Source organism: Ruegeria sp. HKCCD8929, assembly GCF_013031405.1.
Classification (GTDB): domain Bacteria; phylum Pseudomonadota; class Alphaproteobacteria; order Rhodobacterales; family Rhodobacteraceae; genus Ruegeria.
In genome coordinates this window covers 1-1,440 of sequence record NZ_WPZY01000127.1, presented here as the reverse complement: position 1 = coordinate 1,440, position 1,440 = coordinate 1, and the positions used below count along the sequence as shown (strand labels likewise).

2 protein-coding genes are annotated in these 1,440 nt (G+C 57.7%); one reads left to right on the top strand and one right to left on the bottom strand.

Annotation, left to right across the window (positions count from 1 at the left end; translation table 11 throughout):
• The first annotated feature begins 126 nt into the window (after positions 1–126).
• On the top strand, positions 127–807 hold the full coding sequence (locus GOX53_RS29355) for a hypothetical protein (protein ID WP_171182408.1): 681 nt from the start codon (positions 127–129) through the stop codon (positions 805–807).
• Positions 808–1,102: 295 nt separating this feature from the next.
• On the opposite strand, the gene GOX53_RS29350 is transcribed toward GOX53_RS29355, so the two are convergent.
• Entirely contained in the window at positions 1,103–1,294 is a 192-nt protein-coding gene (locus GOX53_RS29350; protein WP_171182407.1) for a hypothetical protein, read from the bottom strand.
• Positions 1,295–1,440 lie beyond the last annotated feature (146 nt).

Sequence of the window (1,440 nt, the reverse complement as noted above, 5' to 3'; positions counted from 1 at the left end):
GATAAGGGCGATGGCGGGAAAGGTGCGGGTAAATCCAACCGCGGCGGCTCAAAATCTCAAAGGTCGCGATCAAAGGCCTCGGGCGGCGGTGGGTTTTCTCTAAAAGGCCTGTTTAGCGGACGGAAAGTGAGAACGACCACCAGGTCGGCCAGACAGTCAACCACCGGGGCTTCGCGCAGTACGACCAAGGCCAAGCAACCGGCCAAGGTCACCCGACCGGCCGCACCGCCCGTAAGCAAGAAGATGGCCGGGCTACTCGGCGTTCATCCGTCCGAGTTGGGTGCTTTGAATGCAGCGAATGCCAGCGCGACTGCCCTGAACAACGCGTCTCCCAACTCCCGAGTTGGCCGGATTGCCACCTACCGGGACACGGTCCTTGAGGGGATTGCGATAAACGAAGAGCTGGTACTGAAGGAAGAGGAGTTGGCGGGTCTCACAGAACCTGACCGCCCGATTCCCGACATCGAGAACGATCTTGAGGACGCGCTGGCAGAGGCGCAGGACAACGCCGACCGAGTGAGGGATCTTGAGGCTGAGCTTGAGGCTGCCGGCGGTTCGGACCCCGACATCGAAGCCGAGCTTGCGGACGCACGGGACGCGCTGGATGCTTCCAACCAGACGGTCGACGATCTGACGGCTGAACGGGATGCAGCCGTTGAATACGATGAGACGGTCGCGGAAGTCGCAGAACTCACCGAACTCGCAGAAAAGCAGCCTGAAGTCGAACGTGCCGCTCTTGAGGACGCCGCCAACAAGCCCGTCACCGATGAGATCGAAGCTGCAGTGAAGTCGATTCTGGGTCTCTGAGGTCCACCCGATACGGCATGGGACAGGTATAGTGCATCAAGGCAGCGACTTTGGTGATATATAGCGCCAACTCTGCAACTCTTTAACCCGGGGACTAGCTCAAACAAAACTTCTTGGGTCAGAAACAGAAATGCGGTTTCCGGTAACCCATGCGGGTTGGCCTATCGCTGAGCCATTCGAGGCCTTTGGCGTCGGCTCTTAGCCAGTCAAAAGGAGCCCGTTCCACTTCTGGAAAGGGCTCCTTTTAAGCCTTTTTTGGGGGGTACACTTGGCTTGGCAGAGGATGTGGGATCACTCAGGCTGTCTTCTCGAGGGCGTTGAGCAGCCGTTTGTTCCGAACGATGTCGATCAGAACACATTCGATAGGCGGGAAGCGATCAGCATTTGCAGACGCAATCGGTTTCGACGGCCGACGCGTCTTCGGTCGTGAAGATTGCCCTAACGTGGATTGATCATGATCCGCGCGCTCAAAGGCTGTTTTGGTCATGCTGTTCCCCCGTCCTGTGATGCAGCCGAATCCTCTCCGGCCCATTCCTCCGCAGACAGTATGCTCAACCGTTGTTGAACACTCGGAGAACGCGTCGTTCACCTTTGGTTAATGTTGCGCAAACGCGTTTTAGCCAAGCAATGGTG

Bases quoted from the DNA above. Each gene is read 5' to 3' on its own strand.
- GOX53_RS29350 (WP_171182407.1), bottom strand. From the start codon at position 1,294: ATGACCAAAACAGCCTTTGAGCGCGCGGATCATGATCAATCCACGTTA.